Here is a 24,157-nt window from a genome sequence, read left to right on the forward strand (position 1 = left end):
ATGAATGATTCAAATCTCATAGGATTTTAATCTGTGATGTTTAATGATTTTTACATTACTTTAATTTTTAACGCAAAGGAATATTATCATTATGTTTATTTTAAGGAAGCTAAGAAGAGCGACTTTGTCGCGGATGAAGCGTTATGGTAATACATCCGCTTAAAAATGATCAATGAAATTGATCAAACCTCTTTGCTCTCTTACAATCATAAGAATTACAGATAAAGCTTTACGTTGATCAAATGAGATACTATTAACTCATCCTGATTTATATTAAAAAAGCCTTTAAATATTGAATTTAAAGGCTTTTATTTAAGTTTTACTGTGTCACTTTCATCATCGCGTTTGTAATTTCAATTTCTTTTTTTCTGGAATATGTGGAATCAAAAGGTTCCATAACATTGAATAAATACTGATAAAAAGGAGCAATCTGGCGTACATTTTCAGCTTCCTTCCCTGCTTTTTCTTTACCCATCTGCTGAAGCCCTTTTATAAAAACACTGAATTTCTTATCAATAGGTTCCATTGATTTTAAAAGGTAAGCATGCGCTTTTTCATTCTGTCCCAAAGTTTTGTAGGCATCTGTAACGGCTGCCACAACGAGTGCATATTCCATCGGTTTAGACCTCATCTGTCTTTTTGCCATTGCTTTAAATGAAGGAGAAAGATTCTGGTAATAATCATATTCTTCAAATATTCCTTTTTTGAGCATTTCTGCCAGCTGAAGACCTTTTTGCTCCTTTCCTGCAACAATATATCCGGTAACCATCGCACTTAATGAACGTGGATCATTGTATTTCTCCACAGGAATTTCTTTTGCGGCAAGATCCAGTAACTCCAATGCTTTAGCTTTCTGCCCATTGACAACCAATGCAGACACTGCCCTGCTCACAGACATTCTGTAGCCCAAGATATTTGACGTAGCCGTTTCATCATAATAAATACTCTGATCTTTAAAATTTCCCCATCTGAAGTTTTTCACCACCTGATAAAGAGAATTGGCATCTACCCTTCCTTTGTCTCCATCCGGACTCTGTGGAGTATGAACAGGAACCAGTCTGTAGCTGAAACCATCAAACTGAAGATATTCATCCAGATAAAAAATATTTTCACTGTCATACATTCCGCCTGAAGAGAAATTGATCGGACGTTTCCAATCGAAATTGGCAAGCATATCCAACATCATCAGATTACTTTTATAAAGTGTGTTGGCTTCATAATTAATCGTGATCTGATCTACTGCTTTTGGAAGATCAGCCTGTGTAATGATCCCAGCTTTCACAGCATTTTCTTTATTTACAGGAAGAATAAATTTACTCACCGGAAGAATATTGTATTTTTCATATTGTTTTTCTCCGAAGTACATTTTCAGCAATTCATCTTTTTCGGATGACTGTAATTTCAGAAATTTCATAGCATCTTTCAATGTCAAAGAATCCTGGGTCAGATATTTTCTGAATTCCTGGAAAGCAGTATCCGGAGCACCTTGTTCTTTCAGCATTTGGAAAAGTTCTTCCCAGTTTTCTTTTTTCATCAGATATACCTGATCATTTACCCCATCTCTATATTCTTCATGCGTTAATTCACCCGGAATCCCCTTCGCATTGTAAGTTCTTCTTTTCACCTGATCAATATTCCATGGAGTGGCCAAAAGGGTAAAATTGACCGTTTTCACATCATCTCTGAATCTTTCTGTTTCCTGAATGGCCCATACCGGAAAGGTATCATTATCACCATAAATGAAAATAATATCATCTTTCGGCAACGACCTTAAAAATGAATAGGCATAATCACGAGCTGCTGTTTTCTTGCTTCTGTCATGCGAAGTGTAATTCTGAAACCCCATCATCAAAGGAATTCCTAATAAAATAGTTCCCAGAACAATGTTAGCGGCATTGGATTTAACCTTAGACTGAATCAGCCAAAGTATAGCTCCTGCTCCCAGACCTATCCAAATGGCAAAGGCATAGAATGAACCTACCATGGCATAATCTCTTTCCCTTACTTCAAATGGCTTTACGCCAGTGTAAAAAACAATTCCCATACTTGTCAGAACAAACAGCGAAAGCGTCGCATAAAATCTTCCAAAATCTCTGTTAAGCTGGAAAAAGAAACCTATCAAACCTAAAATCAACGGTAAAAAGAAAAACTTTACGGTACTTTCATTTTTAAATTTGGCAGGCATATGATCCTGATCTCCCCATAAGGCATTATCAATAAAAGAAAATCCCGAAATCCAGTTTCCATTGGTATTTTCCATATGTCCCTGAAGATCATTCTGTCTTCCTACAAAGTTCCACATCAGATATCTTACAAAGTAATATCCGTTCTGAAATGATATAAAATAATCCATATTCTGAGCGAAGGATGGACGTTGCACCTTGATAAGATCATAAGGCTTCACTTTCAGATAATCTTCTGCTGTGATAGAATCTCCTTCATATTTTGCTCTCAGTTCTTCGAAAATCCTTTTCGCTTCCGGATTGTCTGCAACATCTTCATTGTCATAATTAAAAGTAAAATCAGGAGCTCCATATAAAGAAATGTAATTGGCAGTCACCTCTTTATCTTCATTGAACATCCTTGGCATGAAGCTGATGTGAGATTTATTAAAAACATAGTTGAATCTCTCCCCCGTTTTTCTGTAAGTTCCGGTTTTTTCATCTTTTTCGTAAATATCTCCGGTGATGTCTCTTTTGTAACTTCCGTCTTCATCTTTTTCCATTCCGTTTTTATCAAGAAATGCAGTGTAATTCTGTCCGTAAATGGTAGGCCAGTCACCGTATTGCACTCTGTTATAATAATCTCTCATTCCGATGGCGGTATCGGGATCATTAAGGTTCATCGGAGGATTGGCGTTGGCTCTTATCGGAATCACCAGCCAGCATGAAAATCCGATGATCATATAGACCAGAGATAAAACAACAGTCTGATAGAGTTTTCTTTTTGTTTTTCTCGCATATTTAATCAGAAGATAGCTTATGACGGTCATGAGAACAAATGCCACAATGGTCCCTGAATGGAAAGGAAGTCCCAGTCCGTTCACGAAGAAGATTTCAAGCTTTCCAAACATTGTCATGATCAAAGGGAAGATCATCTTGAATACGAAGGCAAGAATTCCAAGTGTAACCAAATTGGCCACTATAAAACTCTTCCACGAAAAAGTATAATTTCTGGCATAATACACCAGGCATATCGCCGGAATAGCCAACATACACATCATATGCACTCCTACGGAAAGCCCAATAATAAAGAAAATAAGAATAATCCATCTCTCGCTGTCTACTGCTTTATATTCGTTTTCCCATTTGGTGATAAGCCAAACCAGCAAAGCAATAAACATGGAAGCCATCGAATACACCTCTCCTTCTACTGCTGAAAACCAGAATGTATCTGAAAATGTAAAACATAAAGCCCCTATCACTCCGGCAAAAAGAATCGATATTTCCTGATGCTTTGTAATTTCTTCAACATCTTTATATAAAAGTCTTCTTAAAAAGTGGGTAATTGTCCAGAACAGAAACAAAATAGTAAAAGCACTGAATAACGCTGACATCGCATTGATTACAATAGAATAATGTTCTGCATTCCCTAATGCAAAAATACTTGCTACAGCTCCCATAATCTGGAATAAAGCAGCTCCCGGAGCATGGGTTACCTCCAGTTTCACGGCTGAAGAGATATACTCTCCGCAATCCCAAAAACTCAGGGAATGTTCTATCGTTGAAAGATAAGTAATAAGCGCAATAGCGAAAAGGAACCATCCCAGTACGGTGTTCCATTTTTTAAAAGACCAGTTTTTCATATCATATTTTCCAATATGTATATGACAACTGGCGGAAAAGGTTTATTACATGGATATTCGTAAAAATTCTTTATTTTCTCAATTTTATTTTGGGAAAACCTTTTTCTATAGGCTCAAAATACTTTTTAATGTTATTATATTTGTATTTTGAAGTCAGTAGTTCTTCAGTTTTTTCTGAAATCCTTTCATCATGTAAAATCAGTAGATTATTTTCAAACTCATATTTTCCAAAATAATGCCGGCTTTCACCATGCCAGTATTCATTGATCCTGTAAGTTTTGTCTTTGTATAATTTAATTTCATATCCATTAGATTTCAACTGGGGGCCAGGAGAAATATAACCTGAATATTTTACTTCCTTTTCAGATTGAACACTATTCAAATAAAGGTTTATTCCAAAAAAAGCAACTAAAAAAATCAATAATAAATTTGTGACTTTATGCTTCTCTTTATTTTTTGATTCATAAATATAAATCAGAATAAAATTGACAAATATGAGTCCTGTTACTAAAGGAATAATAATAATGTTAGAATTTGACGCCGTAAAATCATAATAAGTATGAGTATAATGAATAAGAAGTAAGAAAAGTAAAATTACAGTTCCATATTTAATTAACACTTTCATATCACATTCTCATCAGTCGGATTAATACGTATTATTCAATCCTCCATCCAAAGGAATACTTGTTCCGGTAAGGTAATTTGAATATTCCGAAGCCAGAAAAGCCACCAGATGACCATATTCCTCAGGCTGTCCGAATCTTTTCATAGGAATTTTATTTTCCCTCGCCTTTTTTATTTCCTCTGCTGCTGCACCACTTTGCTGAGCTTCATGAGCCACCAGTTTTTGAATTCTTTCAGTATCGAAATACCCTGTTAACACATTATTTACCGTGATATTATGCTGTGCAATCTCATTAGAAAGGGTTTTTGCCCAAGCAATTACTGCAGAACGGATAGAATTGGACAAGGCCAGATTTCCAATCGGTTCTTTTACTGAAAGAGAAGAAACATTAATGATACGCCCTTTTTTCTGTTGAATCATATGAGGCAAAGCCAGTAATGTTGTTTCGCAAACAGTTTTAAAGAGAAGGTCAAATGCTTTCTGATAGTCATCGGTATTTTTATCCACTGCCAACCCCGGTTCCGGACCATTGGTATTATTCACCAGAATATCTATCGAATGATCATTAAAAAATCTTCCTATAATTTTCTTATAACTTTCAAAATCTGAAAAGTCTGCTACGAGATAGCTATGTTTCTGATCAGGATTGATGACTGGCAGTGCAGCAACGAAATCTTTAAGTTTTGTTTCATTGCGGGACATAACGGTAACATTGGCTCCGCATTTTGCCAGTTCAATGGCAATTCCGGCACCGATTCCCTGCGTAGCTCCGCCTACTAAGGCATTTTTTGAAAAAAGTTGAATATTCATAAGATCTTTGGATATCGTAATTGGTATAGGATAAATGTAAGAAAAAACCTCCAAATTATATTTTGAAGGTTTAATTTTTTAAGGACTGTTTCTCATTTATTTTACCACTGTAGCCTCAAGTTCCACCTTTAAAGTCTCAAACAAGCCTTTTACTTCAAGCATCGTTACTGACTGTTGAATCTGATGTCTGCCAATCCATTCCTGAAGAATAGGAAAATAAGGCCAGAGTTCTTCAGTAGAAGTTGTGTAGATATTGAGTCTTACAATACCATCACATTCATATCCTGCTGAGCGGATCACTTCTTCCAGATTGGCAATAGCCTGTTCCAGCTGGGATTTCATATCCTAGTACTGGATGTTCCATCAGGATCGATAGCTGCCTGTCCCGAGCAGTATAAAGTACTTTCAACATTTTTTACTTCTACAGCCTGAGAGTAGCTTCTCTCATCCTGCCATTTCCATGGATTAATAGTTCTTTTTTCCATTGTATTGAATTTAGAATTACCATGCAAAATTGCAGAACAGAGGCTTCAAATCTATGTGATCCGAATCACAATTATTCTGTGAGCGTCCTCACAATTCTACAGAGGCAGGCGGCTCAACGTTTCTCTGGATACGCCTAAATAAGCAGCCAGAAGAGATTTTGGAACCCGTTGAACCAGCGAAGGATATTTTTTCAAAAGCTGGTCATACCTTTCCTTTATTCCGGTGGTCATCATGGAAACGGTACGCTGCTGAGCGGTAATAAAACCCATATAGGCTTTTTCAAGGAAGAAATGTTCCAGTTTCGGAAGCTGTGCACAGAGTTTTTTATAATCATCCAACTTAATGCATAATACTTCTGTATCTTCAATGCATTCCAAAGACATGGTTGCTGTGGTTTGCTGATAATAAGCCGGAAAATCGGTTTCCCACCAGTCTTCCATGGCAAATCCTACAATATGTTCTTTTCCTGTTTCATCTGTATAAACGAGCTTCAAAAGACCTTTCAATACAAAATAGTTGTAAGGGACTGCTTCTCCTTCCTGTATTAAAAACTGATGCTTTTTAAATTTTTTATAAGTAAAACAGGATGATATGAACTCAAATTCATCATCGTTAAGAGGAACTATTTTTTCGATGTGAGTTCTTAGCAGATGCAGCATATTCTGTTTCTTATGATATAAAAATATGATTTAAACCGTTAAGGCTTTTGTTTCAAAAGCTCATCAATCTGTTTATAAAATGAATCTTTACTGTAGTCTGCCAATCCTTTATGATGAAGGCGTATTTCTCCTTTTTTATCCAGTACAACAGTGGTTGGTAGAGATCCACTATACAGTACATCAGGGATATTTCCAGCCGGTGAAAGAAAAGGAACGGTAAAGCCTTTTTCTTTTAAATAAGATTTTCCAAGAGCTGCATTATCGTCCAGATTTACCGTAAGAAATACCATATCCGGATTGTTTTTGTACTGATCATACAGTTTCTGAACAGACGGAAACTCGGCACGGCACGGAGGACACCATGATGCCCAAAAATTAATGAATATCACTTTATTCTGTAATGCAGAAGCATCTATAATCTTTCCTTCTTCATTTTTCAGCATCAATCCGGCATAGGAAACCTTAGCTGCATTATTCCGGGTTTCTTTTGGTTCTGATATACTGGAATTGAGAATTCCTGTGGAAGCCACCTGTCTCATCAGCCATGCCTTTGCATCTTTATTCACCAAAATGATAATAAACAATACTGCAAGTACTGCTGTAGAGCCATTTTTTCTTAACCAGATCTTCAGATTTTCCATATTCTCCCGCTTAATTCCCAGCCAATATAGGATTAATATTTTGATCAAAAGACAGGAAAGATTGTTTTTAAAACAAAAAAGCCTTCAAATACTAAGATTTAAAGGCCTTTCTCTGTGTTTTATTTCAAGTTATCATCATGGTAAGATTCTTTAAAACTATATTTTATTCAACAGTTTCTTTCTGAAAAAGAAAAACAGAGAACTGAAAAATGTCAGGTACGCAATATTGAATATCGCTCCTCCTACCCATCCTGAAAAAGGAAGCGGCAAAAGATTTTTTATAGGAATGATAAACAAAGTAAGCGCAAATGGAGTCAGCAGAGCCATCCATCTCGGCAGCAGGGTTTTATTGAAAAGAATACAGATAGCAAAGGAAATCCATCCGACTGCCAGTACACCAATAGCTGCTCCCCAGGCGATGTTCAGCATTTTCATAAAACCTCTTCCCGTCTCCAGAAGATAAGGGTGAGAAGCAGAATCTGTATGGTAAACCGCTTTATAAATCTCTCCCACATAGAAGAATCCTGCATGTCCTAAAGGTGATAAAACAGCTCCTGCCAGTAAGATCCAATACACAAATACTGCATACCATTTTTGAGTGTCTTTAAAAAACTGATACACCAGCCACGTGGCAGGAAGCAGTAAAGGTCCTGTAAGAGCACCAATCAAAGCCCCAAACATCAACCTCGGAGTGGAACCTTCCAGCATTAAAGTTGCAAATTCTACATTTACCTGATCTGCATAGGTCTTTGAAAATAATGGATAATCCGAAGGGTTCGGATCAAATCCCGCAACATAAATATCACCAATGATCCAACATATTGACACTGCTATCGCTGCAGCAAAAGACCAGTTTATTTTACCTGAATATTTCATAATTTTTCAACAATTAATTTTATATAAGATGTACATCGTTTCATTATTTCTTTCTCTTATTTAAAAGCAAATTTCAATTATTAAGAATCATTCTAAATAATTATTACCTTTGTGCAAACTTAGTCTAAACATTCAACAGAAAAGGTCTGTAAAACGGAATAAAAAGTCCGTAAAAAGGAAATTCTAACAAAAGAAAAGGAAATGACAGTACGACTATATGATGAAAACTTTGGGAATATGCTTATGCAGCGAGATTATCCATCCTCTTATTTCTTACATGATGGTGGCATTCAGGAATGCATTACCCAGCTCATTCCTCCTTATGGGAATGGTTTTTATCACGAAATAAGTTTTGCCAATGTTCACATCAGTTTTGGAAATATTTCATTAAACAAACGGCTTCAATTCTACTTTGAGAGTGATCTTGATTCGGTAGAAATGCATTTTACCCTGAAAGGAAAAAGCAAAGCAGTTTCGGGTAACTTCCAGAAAACAGTAGTTTTTGACAGCTACCAGCACAACATTATTTATGCCCATCATATGGAAGGCAGAATGGAATTCGAAGGTCCTGAAATGTATGTATTTGAAATCAACCTTGCTCCTGAGTTCTTTAAAAAATTTCTGCCAGAAGATTCAGGATTGTTTGAAATATTCAGAAGTTCGATTGAAAAGAAAAATTCATCCCTTATTCAGACTGAGCATAACCTTATCACCCATGAAATGTACCAGATTCTGAACGACATCATTCATTGCAACAGGAAAGGGACATTCAAACGAATTTATCTTGAGGCTAAAGTAAGTGAACTTCTTCTGTTGCAGCTTGAACAGTTTTTTGACAGTGAATCCTTACCTTCTTCTCTTCAGAAAAAAGAGATAGAAAAAATGTATGCAGTGAGAGATTATATTGTAAAGAACCTGAATGCAGAAAGCTCTCTGAATGATCTTGCACATCTGGTAGGAACTAATGAATTTACTTTAAAGAAAGGGTTCAAAGAGCTTTTCGGCACTACCGTTTTTGGATTCTGGAATGATCTCAAAATGGAACAGGCCAAAAGAATGCTTCTCGACAGTGATCTGAATATCAGTGAAATTTCTGATCATATCGGCTATAAAAATCCGAGACATTTTTCATCAGCATTTAAAAGAAAATTCAATATCCTGCCAAGCCAGCTCAGAAGCAGATAGCATCGTACAGTCTTTTAAAAGCTCATTTGTATTTTTTTGGTACCGGATAATAATAAAAACTAAAGAACAGCCGTTAATAATTTGTTTTTCAACAAAACCAACAGAAAAACAACAATAAATCAATATACAATGCATAATATTATTGTTTATGTAACCATCTTATTTTATCCTTGCTTTTACCATTTCCGGAAAGCTGTTTTTTCACCGGATTTATTTCATAATTAAATTGTTACGTGTAACAAATCCCCTATTCATCCAACTAATCATACATCAATTAAACATTAATTCCTATACAAGAGATCTACTACTTTAAAATAAACTAATGCAAACATCCTTTTTAAAAATCACCGCAGCCACTGCTGCGCTCTGTTTCAGTACCGTGGCAATAGCCCAACAAACGTATTCCGTAAGTGGAACCGTGAAAGACAAAAAAAACGGTGAATTGCTCATCGGAGTATCTGTAAAAGTAAGTGAAGATCCTACCATCAATGTTGTAGCTAATGAGTATGGATTTTACTCACTTTCCTTACCTGAGGGAAATTACACCCTGATTATTTCCTATCCCGGATACCAGGATTTTGAACAGCAGATCAAAGTAGATCAGAATATAAAAGTTGATCTTCCCCTACTCCCGTCAGAAACTGTAGCAAAAGCAATTGATGAGGTGGTGATAACCGGCATTAAAAAGGATAAAAACCTGACTTCGGCTCAAATGGGAGCAGAAACGTTAAGCATTAAAAATATAGAAAAACTTCCTGTTCTGTTTGGTGAAAAAGATGTGATGAAAACCATACAGCTTTTACCAGGTATTAAAAGTAGTGGTGAAGGAAGCAGCGGGTTCAGTGTAAGAGGAGGTGCTACCGACCAGAACCTGATTTTACTGGATGAAGCTCCGGTTTATAATGCCTCTCACCTTCTTGGCTTTTTCAGTACATTCAACAGTGATGCCCTGAAAGATGCCAGCATCATTAAAGGAAACAGCCCCGCACAATACGGAGGCCGCCTTTCTTCTGTATTAGATGTTAAAATGAAAGACGGAAACAATAAAGATTATAACATCAACGGAGGAATCGGACTTATCAGTAGCAGATTGAGTGTGGAAGGTCCTATTCAGAAGGAAAAGTCTTCATTCATTGTTTCAGGAAGAAGAACGTATGCCGATTTGTTTCTTAAAACCAATAAAGATTATAAAGACAACAAGTTATATTTCTATGATCTGAACCTTAAAGCCAATTATCAGATCAATGAAAACAACCGTATTTACCTGTCGGGATATTTTGGAAGAGATGTTCTGGGATTGGGAGATACTTTCAATACAGACTGGGGAAATACTACGGCAACCTTGAGATGGAACAGTATTATCAGCAGTAAACTATTCTCCAATACGTCATTCATTTACAGTAATTATGATTATAAGATCAGTCTGAAAAATGATGATACTGTATTTGATTTAAATTCAAAAATCCGTGACTGGAATCTTAAGCAGGACTTTACCTGGTTTGCAGGAAACAAACATTCTGTACGTTTTGGTCTGCAGTCTATTTATCATACCCTTACTCCGAGCAGTGCTTCCGGTACTACTGTGAGCAGCTTTACAAGAAATCCGAGATATTCATGGGAGAATGCTGTTTACATCAATGATGATTATAAAGCAACGGAAAAGCTAACGATTAATTATGGAGCAAGACTTTCCATGTTCAGTGTATTGGGAGGTGATACATTCAATACTTACGAGAATGGTGTGCTCACCGACAGTAAATTCTTAGAAAAAGGAAAATTCGGGAAAACCTATGTGAATATTGAGCCACGTATTAGTGCCAACTATCGTATCAACGAAGTCAGCAGTGTAAAAGGAGGTTATTCCAGAAATACCCAGAATCTTCACCTTCTGAGCAACAGCAACAGTGGAAATCCTACCGACCAGTGGATAGGAAGCAGTTACACGGTAAAACCAGAAATTGCAGATCAGATCAGTCTTGGTTACAGCAGAAATTTCAACAATAACAATTATGAATTAAATGCTGAGATTTATTATAAAGACATGAAAAACCAAATCGACTTCAAAAACGGGGCTCAAATTGGTTTTGACACTGGAGCGGATGTAGAAAGTGAATTGCTATTCGGAAAAGGAAGAGCTTACGGATTGGAGCTTATTGCCAAAAAGAAAAGCGGAAAACTGACAGGATGGATTTCCTATACTCTTTCCAAAACAGAAAGAAAGATTGACGGAATCAATAATAACGAATGGTACAACGCCAGAATGGATAAAACCCATGACCTTTCTATCGTTGCCACCTATCAGCTTAATCCAAAGTGGAGTTTTTCAGGACTTTTTGTATATAGTACAGGAAATGCTGTTACCTTCCCTACCGGAAAATATGAACTGAACGGACAAACCATATTCCAGTACAGTAATAGAAATGCAGACAGAATGCTGGCGTATCACAGAATGGATCTGAGTGCGACTTATGAACCAAGTACGAACAAACGATTCCGTGGTTCATGGACATTCGGTATTTACAACCTATATGGTAGAGAAAATGCCTACACCATCAACTTTGAAGACAATCCTGACCGTCCCGGAACAACACGTGCGATGCAGACCTCTTTATTCCGTTGGGTACCCAATATCACTTATAATTTCAAATTCTAAATCATGAAAAATACATTATATATCATAGTATCTCTCCTTGCATTAACTTCTTGTGAAAAAGAGATCGACCTGGATCTGAATGATCAAAGCGGAAACATTGTCATTGAAGGAAATGTAACCAATCAATCAGGACCTTATACTGTAAAAATCACCAAGTCAGTAAGTTTTTCATCACCTAATCAATATCCGGCAGTCACTGGCGCTCAGGTTATTTTAAGTGACGATATGGGACAAACAGAAACCCTTCATTATGTAGGAAACGGAATCTATCAAACGACTACGTTCGCCGGAGAGCCTGGCAGAACTTATACTTTAAAAGTTCAGGCCGAAGGAAAACAATATACGGCTCAGAGTAGAATGCCTGAAGTAGTTTATTTTGACGGATTACAGCAGAGTTCTTTCAAATTTGGAGATAAAACCACGTATACTCTTCTACCATTATTTACAGATCCATTACCATTAGGAAACCGTTACCTTTTTAGCTTTACCATCAATGATCTTACTAAAAAGTACATGAATACTTTTTCAGATAATGTGAATAACGGATTACCCAATCAACAGCCTTTAATTCTTCCTAATGATGATAATAAAGGCAGAGATCATGAAGTGGTAGTGGGAGATAAAATTCATGTAGAAATGCAATGTATTGATAACAATATATTCACGTATTATAGTTCTTTACTTCAGATTTCAGGGGGCAATGGCGGAACTGCTACTCCTACCAATCCTCCAAGTAATATCAGTAATGGAGCATTGGGATATTTTTCAGCCCATACGACAGATACACAAACTTTTGTCATCGAGCAGATGACTACTCCATAAATTTAAAAAAGGATATTCCAATGATGGGAATATCCTTTTTTTATTCTCTGTTCTATCTTAATCTCCTTTTTAAAGCATAATATCTGTACAGAAGCTTATCATACCGGATCACACAAAACAGAAACCCTGCTGTAACCATCAGTGTTTTGAGACGGATCATGCTATACCCGAAACCGCCAATAATGCATCCTGAAAAAAAGCAGGCAATAATCACCAGTTTAAGAGTAATGTTCTTTGTAAGCTGTCTTTTTTCATTTTCCCGTTCTTTAAAGAAAAGTTTGGAAAGTTCTATTCCCAGATCAGTAAATAATCCCGTAAGATGAGTCGTTCTCACCACAGACTGCGATACTCTTGTTACCAATGAATTCTGAACTCCCATTGCAAAAAGCAAAAGGCCGGCAGTGGTATAAGGAGATATTGATAGTTTCAGTGTTTCATCATCTGATATTCCTACGAAACCTAATATCAGAATTTCAGTAATCAAAGGAATAAGATGTGGACGGAACATGCTATGTCCGGAAGAAAATTCGACCATAAAGCTTGAACAGAATGCTCCTCCCAGAAAACAGATAATGAAGACAAGATAAGTGAGAGCTTCACTGTAATGACTGAGTAGAATTTCTTCCGAAAAGAAGGCAAAGTGCCCCGTTATGTTGGTGGTAAGTACTTTAACAGACAATACTCCTACAATATTCACTATTCCGGCAACAAACGAAAGTGCTGATGCCAGCTTAAGATTATGAAAATAGGTTCTGTTTCTCCCTCTGTGCCTGAACATTCTAAATTTCTATAAGGGTTGTGTATTGTGCTTTTTTTATTTTACTCAAAAAAAACAGCTGGATAAAATAAATAAGCAAAAAAAATAAATTAGAAATGTCAGCATAAAGCCGTGAAAAACATGTCTACTTAAATATTTATCCAGTGTTCTTTATAGACTTACGAAATCCCTTTAACGTAAAATTCTACTTTTTCCATCACAAATAACAGATCGGACGATGAAGTGAAAATATCTTTCAAAAACCTCTCTGAAATGTTCTGTTTCTTATTTCAGTACCAATTTTATTACTTTTGTAAAAGTAATTCGTTCAGAAAAAAAACCTTGTGACCTACATGGGTTTAAAATGTGATTTAAGTTAAAAACTGAACGCTGATTCAAGAGCCTGTATAGAAAAATTATGATCTCAAAATTTATTTTTAATAATCAATATCTTTTTGATGAACTCCCGGAGTATGATAAAAATCTGCTTACAGGAGCTATGAAAACCAAAAACTACCGTAAAAATGAACCCATATTTACTGACGGGACAAAACCTAATGGCATTTACTATCTGAATGAAGGTAAAATAAAGAAATATAAGGTTGATAATGACGGAAGGGAACAGATTATTTACATCTACAGTTCCGGCGAATTTTTCGGGTATTCTGCGATCCTGAGCAATGAATCTTATGGAGATACAACCTCAACACTGGAAAATTCGGTCATTTCCTTTATTTCGAAAGACAGCTTTCTGGATATTCTTGGCCAGTCATCAGTACTTTCAAGGCTGTTACTGAAATCTTTGAGTCATGAATTCAGTGTGATGGCCAACCTTATTGCTGTTTTATCTCATCGCACCGTAAGAGAAAGAGCAGCTCTCAGCTTGCTGATTCTTCATGACAAGTATAAATCAAATGATGCTCCTGATGACGAAGTATTTATTACTCTTTCCCGTGTGGATCTTGCCAATATGGTAGGAACTGCCAGAGAAACTTTAGCCCGTATCATCAATGACTTTAAGCAGGAAAAACTCATCAGATCCGAAGGACGGAAAATACAGATCACGGACTTTAAGCGCTTAATTCATATTGCTAATTTTTACTAATAAAGGCATTCTTGTTAAAAATCTTTCATTTCTACTGACAGTCTGTTGTCATAAGCACCTGTTACCTTTGTTGAAAATTAGTTTAAAAAGTATCCTTATGAAACTTACCTCATTAAGAATGATCAGCAAAGACATTAAAGCAGCCGTAGCATTTTATGAACAGATCGTGGGTATAACTGCCACATGGTATACGGAAGATTTTGCAGAACTTTCTACAGATTCTATCACTATCGCTATCGGAAGTACACGAACAATGAAAATGTTCTCGGAAGGTCTGACAGACTTCGCAGGAACAAAATCAACCATCATCGAATTTTTGGTTAAAAATGTAGATGAAGAATATGAAAGAATCAAAAGTATAGCTTCCGAAATTATTCAGGAGCCCACAACAATGCCATGGGGAAACAGATCTCTCCTGTTCTGTGATCCGGATGGCAATATGATCAACTTTTTTACTCCTGTGAGTGAAGAGGCTGTGAAAAAATTCAGTTAGATTTTTCATCCATCAACACAAAACTCGCTGAAGTCTTCAGCGAGTTTTTTATAAATATATTGATTTTGTTTTAATTTATTTCCCAAGGAATTCAATGGCTTTTCCTACAAATGCATCATGGTATTGATAGAAAGAAGCATGCCCTGAATCCGGGAAAATCACCAGTTCTGCATGGTCTAGATGCTGAGCCATATTTTTCGCATTCTGAACAGATACCGGAAGATCGTTTTCACCATGAACAATCAGTACCGGATTTTTAATCTTTTGAATTTCCGTAAGGGCATCAGCATTAGGTTGAGCCCAACTCAATACAGCGGTAAACTGCGAGTTTGAAGTGGCATCACTTAAAGGAAGATCCCTATCTGTAGTTCTAAGCTGAACCCTTGCGAAAGATGCTTTTCCTTCTGCAATGCTTTGAGCAGATTCTGTAAAACCGAATTTCAGGAAGGAAGCTTCCGGGCTTAATCCCGCTGTTCCGGCAATAATATTAGGTAGATTAGATAACCCGATTGCTCCCTGTGGACCAGTACCTGTCAAAATCACTTTATTGATCAGGGATGGATGGGTCAGTACAATTCTCTGTGCAATAAATCCTCCCATAGAAAATCCCATGATATTCACTTTGGTATAATGTAAAGCTTTAATAAAATCTACTGCATCATCGGCCATCGCCTGAACAGTATTGGGCGTTGTCCCTTTTGAGGAAGCGACACCTTTATTGTCAAAGATAATTACCTTATACTTCCTGGCCAATCCATCAGTCACTGCAGGATCCCAGTCATCCATTGAACCTCCCAATCCCGGAAGAAGAACCAAAGGAACTCCGTCTTCTTTTCCTAAAACACGGTAGGCAATGGCATTTCCATTAACGGTTACGAATTGGGTTTTGACAGTTTGGTGGCTGTTGTTTTGTATCTCCTGTGTCGTGGGAGGCTCATTTTCTTCAGTGCAGGATACAGTCACTACTGTAAAAAGAGTTAAACATAATAAGCTTACAGCTGAGATTTTTCTGATTGTTTTCATTGTCTTTTATTTTTGTATGATTATGGTGCAAACATAAAACACAAAAACAGGCAGAGCACTCACAAGCTTTATCAACAGGACATTTTAGCAGCTCAGTTAGACATTTTACAAGGTGAAAATAAAAAGTAAAAAAACAAAACAATTTTTAAAGTTCCTGAGCTGATCTCAATGCATAAAGGGCATCCATCGCTTTTTCAGCATCTTTTTCAGCTACAAAAATATGATCATGAAAATAAGCAGCAACTACGTTACAACTGACATTCTCATTTTTCAAAGCATTGGCAAAAGCTGCAGTAAGCCCTACCGCTTCCAGAGAAGAATGAATATTCAAGGTAATCCAGGAAGAAATATAACTATAGTCTAAAGACCATTCATCTGCAATATTTTTTTCTAAAACAATAGTAACCGCTTCAGCTTCCCGAAAGAAGAACAGAATTCTTCCGATATCCGGTATTCCACCTAAAGTTTCAACAGTACAAAATACATATTCTCCGGTATTCAATACTGGTTCCATATTCTGAATCAGTACCGCTAAGTCTTTTTCTCCTGACATCTTTTTTTGATACAAAACTAAGGCATCGATGGCAGCATTTGTTTATCATTTGATAAAAAACACAAAAAGGAGGCTGTATGCCTCCTTTTGTGTTTGTAATGTAACCTATCACTGAACCTCACTATATGTGTTTGTGTTTTTTTCTGATCATTTGGCTTTTTTAAGAAGTCCGGTTAAGGTTATTCATACACTTCTTTAATTTCATCAGTGTTTATTAATTTTTCATCATTTGTGTTTCTATAACTACCGTTTTACTATTTGTATAGTTATAATCATTTGTTGTTTTGTGTATGAAACTTAAAAAGTTTAAAAGCATTTCTCAGTTGCTTTTTCATTACTTAAATTTCACATTACAAAGGAACAACATTCCCAAATAAAATCCCCTATAAACCCCATCGATACATATCGACCGACTTATAGATATTTATCGATGAAATATAATATTCTGACTCTTTGAAGTGATGATTACCTTGAAACACTATAGTTTATGATGGGTTTTGACAAGTTCTACAAGCTCAACCATATTTTCGATCTTTAGTTTTTCAAAAATATTCTTTTTGATTGTGCTTACTGTATTTTGTTTGATATTCAGACTGTTTGAAATTTCCAGGTTTCCATATCCATCAGCATAAAGTTCTGCAATTTCCATTTCTCTTTTGGTTAAAATGTTGAGTGGACTTATCAGATCCGGGTTGTAAACAAACTGTACCAATAGATTTCGTAAAAGAGCAGAGAAATATTCTCCCTTCTCGATAAAGGTTGTGATCGCTTCCCTTACCTCTTCCTCTTCACTCAGTTTACTCAGATAACCATCAGCACCGGCTTTGATGAATTTAAGACCATGCAGCTCTTCTTCAAGTCCTGTAAAAATCAAAATTTTAAGATCAGGATTTACACTTTTCATCTGCGGTAAAATATGAAGACTGTTTCCGTCCGGGAAATGGGCATCAATGATAGCCATCTCTATTCCTTTTGATTCTATAAGCTCCAATACCTGATGTAGAGATGAAGTCTGATACACTTTAGCGTTAGGAACAATATCACTGATCACAATTTCCATTCCCTGGCGTACAATACTGTGGTCGTCTGCCAGAAGGAATATAATCTCTTTATTTTGAATTGGTGTTTCCATTATTATTACTATTTAAATTGATCCTGAATGTCACTTTAGTTCCTTTATGCAATTTGCTTTCCACGGATATATCGCCATCGAAAAGTTCTACAATTTCTTTTACCAGATTAAGCCCAAGTCCCGCTCCCAGATTATCTACTTCATCAGAAACCATTCCCTGATAATAAGGATCAAAAATTTTACCAAGATCTGATTCTGATATTCCTACTCCGGTATCTCCTACCGTTGTGATCAGGGTAATTTTATTGTCTCCTAGAGACTCTGTTGACATTACGAGGTCAATCTGCCCGTTTTCTGTAAACTTGTTGGCATTTCCAAGAATATTCATGAAAATCTGATTGATTCTGATATTATCCGAATACACCACTACATTTTCAGGGATTCTGTCTGTAACCGCAAACCTGTTGTTTCTCGTTTCCAGATAAGGGGTAATGACCTTTACAATAGAACTTATTTCATCTTTAAGATTAAAAACTGACTGTATAAGCTCTTTTTCAGCATTTTCGTTTTTGGTATATTCCAGAATCTGGTTAGATTGAAGAAGCAAAGTGCTGTTGGTAAACTTGATGGATTTAAGATAATCCTTTATCGTTTCATCTTCAGTAGTTCTGTGGATTTTATCAATGAAAATATTGATGATTTTCAAAGGAGACCTCAGATCATGGCTTAACATTCCCAGAATCCTGTTTTTGAAATTAAGATTCTTTTTAATCTCTTTATTAGCAGCATCCAGTTTTTGTTCATAAACAAACGCCATTCTTGTAAAATACATGATCAGAATAGAAACAATAAACATCAGAATCATCAGTCCCAATACCAGATAAGTCCTTATCTTGTTATTATTCGAACTCTGTTCGTTGTATTCTCTTTCCAGTTCGGATTTGAAATCCTTAATGGCATTTTCGTATACTTCTATTAAGTTATTACTATACACCAAAAGCTTACTGAAATTGCTGTAAAATTGTAAATTATTTTTCTGACTAAGAGCTGCAAGGAGCTGAACCTTCTTTACTTCGGCTGCATAATGCTTGTCAATAGACTTTATCGTATTGTCCATTTTGGATTTTACCTGAGAAAGATCTATAGTTTTATTATTGGTCATCGTAATCACCGTACTCTCCTTCTGAACATCTACTTTCCCTGTTACGGCATCTTTCAAGCGTCCAAAAAAACCTTTCTTTTTAACTGTATCAGCATACGTACGGGTTTGAATCTTGAAATCCTCAAAATCATTTTTATACTTGGCAGGCTCATACTGTTTATCTTCAATTTTTGCCGGTGGATTCAGGGAAGTCTGGTAAACAGAATCTATTAAGTTCTTTAGTTTGGCCGTCTTCAAAGTATCCTGGCTGTGAAGTGCCAGATTTTTTTTCAATCTTGGGCTTGTATTTTCGTATTCACCAATTTTATCAAAATTAGTCTTAAGTTTTCTCAACGACTGGAAATATAGCTGCAGATCATTATTATCCTGGGTAGCCATATATTTTTGAAGATGATCCTGTGCATCCATGAAATCTTTCCTGGAATTATCAGTCAATCCTCCCAATGCACGGCTTTCCTCAAGCTGATCTTTAATAAACTTCAGCTTCTTCCCGTTGACAAATTCATTGTAGAAAAATATGGCAATAATGACCTGTATCAATAAAATACAAAGGATCAAAGAGTAATGAACAAGTTTTCTCAATTTAAAATTTAAGAATTTATTTTTCATATTTGTTTATCAGTTAAATTAATTTCCTGATGACATAAGTCCATTAGATATTAGCCTTTAACAATATAGCATTATTTTCAATAATTTCATAATATGCATATATCATTCAATTGGCAAAGTTAAAGTAATTTTTGTCTTCTTATAATAATGAATATTTGATTAAACTCACAGAATTTATTTTTTTTTACTATTAAAACGCTTTCTAAACACTCAGTTTTATGTATGTAAATCTATTTTTTTAGATCAATTGCAAAAAGTTGAGGCTCAGCAAAATATTATTTTTCTGTTCATTTTATTACAAATAGTAAACAATAAGTCAAAAACAATGATCAGATAATTCATATACCACTTATTCTATACCCGCTTTATAATTGCTGAAACAGCCTTCCGGACATGGATTTCCTGGCATTCCGTATTTCTACTCAATGCAATATTTGGTTATTTACACTCTAAGAACTTATTCCCTCTTCTTTGTTACTTTGAAATGCTTATTAACAGTGACCATATTCAATGGAAAACCAGAATATTCACATGTACCGGAAGATTCGTCTCTACACTTAATCTATCGTAGCAAATAAGGTTCGGAGAGTATTAATAATCAGTAATGATGGTACATTCCTTCATATTGATGTCTTTACTTTTCTGTACCCCTTCTTACGATTATAAAACATAAAACAAATAACCTATGATTACAGAAAACTATGACGTAATCGTCATTGGCGGAGGAGCAATAGGACTTGCTACGGCTTATCATCTCGGCCAGCGTCAGGCTAAGACTTTAGTATTGGAACAATATACTTTTGTGAATCAGTTGGGCAGCTCTGCTGGAGTATCACGTCAGTTCCGGATTCCTTATCCGGATGAATATATGGTACAAATGGCTTTAGATGCACAGCCTTATTGGGATGAACTGCAGAAAAAGACAGATACCCAATTGCTTGATAAGGTAGGAACCCTCTGGTTTGGAGATCCTGAAGTACACTCCACCGAAGGAAATATTGCTGAAGCAGAAAAAGCCTTACAAGCTTTAGGAGTTCCTTATACTACTTTAACATCAAAGGAGATTGAAGAGCAGTATCATTTCAAAAACCTGCCGGATAATTATACAGGACTGTTTCAACCCGATGGTGCCAGTATCAATTTTAAAGCAACTATTGAAACACTTTTAGATCTTTGTCAGAAGGAAGAAACCGTAGAACTAAGAGAAGATTCTCCGGTATTTGAGATCAAACAAAACGGTGATCTTTTCGAGCTTACCACTCCTAATGGTATTTATATCGCCAAAAAGCTGGCCATCATTCCCGGACCTTATATCAACAGTGTGATCAATCTGCTTGATTTCAAAATAGAAGCCACTTACTGGAATATGTCTTCTGCTTATTTTAAAAAGACCGACCCTACGATACAATATCCAACATGGTTTGTATTTCAGAATGCAAGCGGAGAAAACGGGAATCAATTCTACGGATTTCCTTCCGTGGAATGGGATCATCCTGAGTACATCCGTGTAGCACCGGATTTTGTGATCAAACCTTTGGAAGAACCAAGCGACAGAACATTAATTCCAAATCCCCAGGAACTGGCTTACACTTCCGAATGGATAAAAAACCATATGACTGGCCTCAGCATTGTTCCGGAGTATACTTCAACATGCCTTATCGCTTTGAGTACCATCCCCAATAAAGAACTGCTGATTGATTTTGCTCCATCTTATGTTCCCAACCACAAAAACATTGTGGTGTACGCTACCGGATGGGCAGCCAAATTCACTCCTTTCTTAGGAAAAATCATGTCGGATCTTGCATTGGACGGACATACGGATTTCGATATTACACCCTTCCGATTAGGATATAAATATTTCTTAGCACTTTAAAATTATAAAACCATGAATCAAGAAAACGTAAATAAAAATACACCACTGTATCCGGGAATGCAACCCGATCTGAAAATAGAAGTAGCCATCATCGGTGCAGGAACTTCAGGATTATATACCGCTTTCCGTTTGGTAACAGATAATAAGTACAAAGCTCATGAAGTACAGATCTTCGATATGAGTGACAAATTAGGAGGAAGACTTGAATCCGTAATTATGCCGGGAATGAATTTCTGGGGTGAACTTGGAGGAATGCGTTATCTGACTTCTCAGGAAATCGTAACAACACTGATAGAAGGTTATCCATTGAAAGAAACAGATCTGAACAAAAGAACCCCTGTTCTGAAAGATAAAATGACTCCTATTCCCTTCCATATGGGAGATCCTGAGAAACTGTTGATGTACATCAGAAAAGAACGTTTCAAACAAAATGCATGGACAGAGGAACAAGCGCATAACAACAAACTGATTACCCGCTATTTTCTGAATGAAAATGATGAAGGTTTCAGTTCTGATCAGCTATTCAACAAAATTATCTATAATGTTTTAATGGCAGATCCATGGGTAGCTGAAACCTATAAAGATCTGATTATTGCTGACCCTAACGGTTATGACTATACATTCAAACTAACCAGCCGCGACTGGGATGCTATAAAACCAAGAATGGTTTATAACTTCCCTGGCTCTCCTTATGACAAACGCCTGGTAAACGATATCGGTTTCTGGAACTTAATCAAAGACCAGGTTTCTCAGGAAGGATATGAATTCTTAGCTAATGCCGGCGGATATTATTCCAATACCATCAACTGGAATTCTGCAGAAGCGTTTCCCTATATGGTAGGAGATTTCTCTGCTGGTACTACCTACAAAACCATTGAGGAAGGCTATGACAGTATTGCTTATGCAGTAGCCAACACGTATATGGAATATGAAGGAGCACGTATCTGGTCTGAAAACAAACTGATTACTTTCACCAAAGATCATCATTTGACCGCTACTCATAAATACGAGTTAACTTTCCTGAATATACAAAGCAACGAAACATGGAAAGTCTACGCCAATTCAATCGTATTGGGTATGCCAAGAAAATCACTTGAACTTCTGGATCAGAACAATTTCTTTTTTGATGCCAACAGACACCAGAAACTGAACGAAAATATCCGCTCTATCATTATGGAGCCCGCATTTAAAATCCTCATGGGCTTTGAAGGTCCGTGGTGGCGAGAAGATCTGGGAATCGATTCCGGACATTCTATTACAGACTTACCGATGAGACAGTGCTATTATTTCGGTACCGATACTGAAACCAAAAACTCAATGTTATTGGGAAGCTATGGAGATATGGAAACAGAAACATTCTGGAAAGCTCTTTCGGACGACAAAGTTCTGTTTAAAGTAAGAGCTGCCAGATCTGCCTCCTTAGAAGAATTGCATAAGTTCGATGATGTTCAGGCTACAGAATTCATGGTGAATGAATTGATGAATCAGCTGAAAGAATTACACGGGATAGATATTCCACAACCCTATGTAACGTATTTCAGAGACTGGACAGATGATCCTTACGGTGCAGGATACCATGCATGGAAAGCAGGTTTTTCCGTAAAAGATGTGATGCCTTATATGAGAAAACCGTTAATGGATGAACAGATTCATATTATCGGAGAAGCGTATTCTGATCAGCAAGGCTGGGTGGAAGGTGCTTTCTGTGAAGCAGAAAAAATGCTTCAGACCCATTTTAAATTAGACTGGCCCTACTGGTTAGATCCTGAATATTATTTAGGATGGTAACCATGGATCAATAGTAAGATGATGTATATAGTAAGCTCCGGATAATTCCGGAGCTTTTATTTTTCCCCTGCAAAATAGAGCCTCAACAAATTATTAAAGAAGAATCATTTTAATAACCTTTGAGGTTTTAATAGAGACATCCATTGTATTAAAAATTAATTTATTACATTTGTATAACTAGTTATATAATTAATTATACTTATGGATTTATTTGAAAAAACAGGAAAGATTGCATTAGGTAGCAGATTACGGTTTATGGCTTCCAATATTACAGAAGAAGCATCAAAGATCTATGAACTGTATGATGTAGACTTTTCTCCAAAATGGTTTCCGGTATTCTTTGTACTTTCCGAAGAAGGTTCAAAAACGATTACTGAAATTGCTGAAGAAATAGGACATTCTCAACCTTCCGTGACAAAAATCATCAAAGAAATGATTTCTGCAGGACTGGTAAAGGATAATCAGAAATCTGATGATAAAAGAAGAAATATTGCAGGACTTACGGAAAAAGGAATAGAACTTTCTGCCAAAATAAAAGTTCAGTGTACAGATATTGATCATGCTATTGATGAGATGATCAGTGAAGCAACACACAATCTTTGGGAAGCTCTTGCAGAATGGGAACATTTGTTTGAACAAAAATCTTTGCTTGCAAGGGTAAAAGATCAGAAAAAAGCCCGTGAAAGTAAAAACGTAAAGGTCGTTGAGTATGAACCGAAATACCAATCAGCATTCAGAGCACTTAATGAAGAGTGGATCTCAAAGTATTTTGAGATGGAAGAAGCAGATTATAAAGCGCTGGACAATCCTGAAGAATATATTTTAAATAAAGGAGGAAAAATCCTTGTAGCCTTATACAATGAAGAGCCTTTAGGGGTCTGTGCTCTTATCAAAATGGAAGATCCCGATTATGATTTTGAGCTGGCAAAAATGGCTGTTTCTCCAAAAGCACAGGGAAAAAATATAGGCTGGCTGCTGGGACAGGCCATCATCAAAACTGCCAAAGAATCCGGTGCCTCAAAAATATATCTCGAAAGCAACACTATGCTGAAGCCCGCCATTAATCTGTATTATAAACTGGGATTCCAAAAAGTATCCGGTCGCTCAACCCCTTATCAGCGCTGTAACATTCAAATGGAATTATCTCTAAAAAATTAAGA

The 24,157-nt window shown here is 36.3% G+C and carries 19 protein-coding genes and 1 pseudogene; 8 read left to right on the forward strand and 12 right to left on the reverse strand.

Features of this window, described 5'->3' with window-relative positions:
- Positions 1-319: 319 nt before the first annotated feature.
- The 7 genes and pseudogenes from ACMA47_RS02600 to ACMA47_RS02630 all read right to left on the reverse strand — a co-directional run bounded on the left by ACMA47_RS02600 (position 320) and on the right by ACMA47_RS02630 (position 7,902).
- A complete protein-coding gene (locus tag ACMA47_RS02600; RefSeq protein WP_413928553.1) occupies positions 320-3,805 on the reverse strand; it encodes a DUF2723 domain-containing protein in 3,486 nt (1,161 codons plus the stop codon).
- Positions 3,806-3,875: 70 nt separating this feature from the next.
- Positions 3,876-4,430, reverse strand: a complete 555-nt coding sequence (locus tag ACMA47_RS02605; protein ID WP_413928554.1) for a hypothetical protein — start codon at positions 4,428-4,430, stop codon at positions 3,876-3,878.
- Positions 4,431-4,451: 21 nt separating this feature from the next.
- A complete protein-coding gene (locus tag ACMA47_RS02610; protein WP_413928555.1) occupies positions 4,452-5,240 on the reverse strand; it encodes an SDR family oxidoreductase in 789 nt (262 codons plus the stop codon).
- 96 nt (positions 5,241-5,336) lie between these two features.
- Positions 5,337-5,725: pseudogene (locus ACMA47_RS02615) on the reverse strand (RidA family protein).
- A gap of 96 nt (positions 5,726-5,821) precedes the next feature.
- On the reverse strand, positions 5,822-6,385 hold the full coding sequence (locus tag ACMA47_RS02620; RefSeq protein ID WP_413928556.1) for a Crp/Fnr family transcriptional regulator: 564 nt from the start codon (positions 6,383-6,385) through the stop codon (positions 5,822-5,824).
- A 38-nt stretch (positions 6,386-6,423) separates the two neighbouring features.
- Entirely contained in the window at positions 6,424-7,026 is a 603-nt protein-coding gene (locus ACMA47_RS02625; protein ID WP_413928557.1) for a TlpA family protein disulfide reductase, read from the reverse strand.
- A gap of 156 nt (positions 7,027-7,182) precedes the next feature.
- The gene (locus ACMA47_RS02630) at positions 7,183-7,902 is read right to left on the reverse strand and encodes a DUF6796 family protein (protein WP_413928558.1); all 720 of its coding nucleotides are present in this window, start codon (positions 7,900-7,902) and stop codon (positions 7,183-7,185) included.
- 201 nt (positions 7,903-8,103) lie between these two features.
- Between ACMA47_RS02630 and ACMA47_RS02635 the strand changes: the two genes are divergently transcribed.
- The 3 genes from ACMA47_RS02635 to ACMA47_RS02645 all read left to right on the forward strand — a co-directional run bounded on the left by ACMA47_RS02635 (position 8,104) and on the right by ACMA47_RS02645 (position 12,562).
- On the forward strand, positions 8,104-9,087 hold the full coding sequence (locus ACMA47_RS02635) for a helix-turn-helix transcriptional regulator (protein WP_413928559.1): 984 nt from the start codon (positions 8,104-8,106) through the stop codon (positions 9,085-9,087).
- 322 nt (positions 9,088-9,409) lie between these two features.
- A complete protein-coding gene (locus tag ACMA47_RS02640) occupies positions 9,410-11,740 on the forward strand; it encodes a TonB-dependent receptor (RefSeq protein ID WP_413928560.1) in 2,331 nt (776 codons plus the stop codon).
- Positions 11,741-11,743: 3 nt separating this feature from the next.
- Positions 11,744-12,562, forward strand: coding sequence for a DUF4249 domain-containing protein (locus tag ACMA47_RS02645; protein WP_413928561.1), 819 nt, complete (start codon positions 11,744-11,746; stop codon positions 12,560-12,562).
- A gap of 52 nt (positions 12,563-12,614) precedes the next feature.
- On the opposite strand, the gene ACMA47_RS02650 is transcribed toward ACMA47_RS02645, so the two are convergent.
- Positions 12,615-13,340 (reverse strand): YoaK family protein, encoded by a 726-nt coding sequence (locus ACMA47_RS02650; protein WP_413928562.1) that lies wholly within the window; start codon positions 13,338-13,340, stop codon positions 12,615-12,617.
- Positions 13,341-13,737: 397 nt separating this feature from the next.
- On the opposite strand from ACMA47_RS02650, the gene ACMA47_RS02655 reads away from it, so the two are divergent.
- The gene (locus ACMA47_RS02655; protein ID WP_413928563.1) at positions 13,738-14,424 is read left to right on the forward strand and encodes a Crp/Fnr family transcriptional regulator; all 687 of its coding nucleotides are present in this window, start codon (positions 13,738-13,740) and stop codon (positions 14,422-14,424) included.
- A 97-nt stretch (positions 14,425-14,521) separates the two neighbouring features.
- Positions 14,522-14,917: a VOC family protein gene (locus tag ACMA47_RS02660; RefSeq protein WP_413928564.1), complete on the forward strand. Its 396-nt coding sequence runs from the start codon at positions 14,522-14,524 to the stop codon at positions 14,915-14,917.
- Positions 14,918-14,992: 75 nt separating this feature from the next.
- Here the strand turns inward: ACMA47_RS02660 and ACMA47_RS02665 are convergent, their stop codons facing one another.
- The 4 genes from ACMA47_RS02665 to ACMA47_RS02680 all read right to left on the reverse strand — a co-directional run bounded on the left by ACMA47_RS02665 (position 14,993) and on the right by ACMA47_RS02680 (position 19,336).
- On the reverse strand, positions 14,993-15,940 hold the full coding sequence (locus ACMA47_RS02665; RefSeq protein WP_413928565.1) for an alpha/beta fold hydrolase: 948 nt from the start codon (positions 15,938-15,940) through the stop codon (positions 14,993-14,995).
- Positions 15,941-16,085: 145 nt separating this feature from the next.
- Positions 16,086-16,493: an ACT domain-containing protein gene (locus ACMA47_RS02670; RefSeq protein ID WP_413928566.1), complete on the reverse strand. Its 408-nt coding sequence runs from the start codon at positions 16,491-16,493 to the stop codon at positions 16,086-16,088.
- Positions 16,494-16,971: 478 nt separating this feature from the next.
- Positions 16,972-17,625, reverse strand: coding sequence for a response regulator transcription factor (locus ACMA47_RS02675; protein ID WP_413928567.1), 654 nt, complete (start codon positions 17,623-17,625; stop codon positions 16,972-16,974).
- Entirely contained in the window at positions 17,603-19,336 is a 1,734-nt protein-coding gene (locus ACMA47_RS02680) for a sensor histidine kinase (protein WP_413928568.1), read from the reverse strand. Before ACMA47_RS02680 ends, ACMA47_RS02675 begins: the two co-directional genes overlap by 23 nt.
- Before the next feature lie 685 nt (positions 19,337-20,021).
- Between ACMA47_RS02680 and ACMA47_RS02685 the strand changes: the two genes are divergently transcribed.
- The 3 genes from ACMA47_RS02685 (at position 20,022) to ACMA47_RS02695 (ending at position 24,155) form a co-directional block, all read left to right on the forward strand.
- Complete coding sequence (locus ACMA47_RS02685; protein WP_413928569.1) at positions 20,022-21,209, forward strand: FAD-dependent oxidoreductase; 1,188 nt, start codon at positions 20,022-20,024, stop codon at positions 21,207-21,209.
- Positions 21,210-21,221: 12 nt separating this feature from the next.
- Positions 21,222-22,997, forward strand: coding sequence for a flavin monoamine oxidase family protein (locus tag ACMA47_RS02690; RefSeq protein ID WP_413928570.1), 1,776 nt, complete (start codon positions 21,222-21,224; stop codon positions 22,995-22,997).
- 201 nt (positions 22,998-23,198) lie between these two features.
- Positions 23,199-24,155 carry a GNAT family N-acetyltransferase gene (locus ACMA47_RS02695; protein ID WP_034698829.1) on the forward strand — a complete coding sequence of 319 codons (957 nt, stop codon included), beginning with the start codon at positions 23,199-23,201 and terminating at the stop codon, positions 24,153-24,155.
- Positions 24,156-24,157 lie beyond the last annotated feature (2 nt).

This window comes from Chryseobacterium sp. T20 (genome assembly GCF_047345655.1).
GTDB lineage: Bacteria > Bacteroidota > Bacteroidia > Flavobacteriales > Weeksellaceae > Chryseobacterium.